Origin of the sequence: Pseudomonas sp. EGD-AK9 (assembly GCF_000465935.2) — a bacterium.
Lineage (GTDB): Bacteria > Pseudomonadota > Gammaproteobacteria > Pseudomonadales > Pseudomonadaceae > Aquipseudomonas.
The window spans coordinates 1-503 of the sequence record NZ_AVOF01000017.1; the positions used below are offsets into that span (position 1 = coordinate 1).

Annotated in this window: 1 pseudogene; it reads right to left on the bottom strand. The window is 72.0% G+C overall.

The features are described from left to right. Window positions 1-49: 49 nt before the first annotated feature. Window positions 50-503: pseudogene (locus N878_RS28810) on the bottom strand (hypothetical protein); the annotation flags it as partial.

The following is a 503-nucleotide window of genomic DNA, read 5'->3' on the forward strand; positions in this document are numbered from 1 at the left end:
AACGGGGCGCGCGCAGCGCGCAGCCCGACGCTGCCGAGGCTTGCTCCGCCTAGCGCGCCTGGCGCAATTGCTCGCGGCGTTCGCCGAACAGTTGCGGCACCGCCGCCACGCTGGCGGCGAGCAGGCGGTTGACGCTGGCGTGCTCGTACAGCGCGGCATACTCGGCCAACTGCTCGCTGGGCATCTGCCGGTAGGCATAAAGCATGAAGGATTCCACCGCCTGCGCGCTGGACTGGCGAATGGCCGCCGCCTGGGTCTGGGTCTGCGCCTGCAGCTCGGCCTCGTCGAGGTTCTCGCCGCGCGCGCGCAGCGCCAGCAACGCCTGGGTCTTGCCCACCTCGTAACGCAGCAGGCTGGCCAGCACCGTGGTATGCGCCGCCGCATCCAGACGCTTGACCAGTTCCAGGCGCACACCGCGCGGCGGCTGCGCGGCCAGGCGCTGGCGATACTCGACCAGGCCCTGCGGCTGCTCGCCGACCGCCCGTTCGGCGGCGGTGAAACGC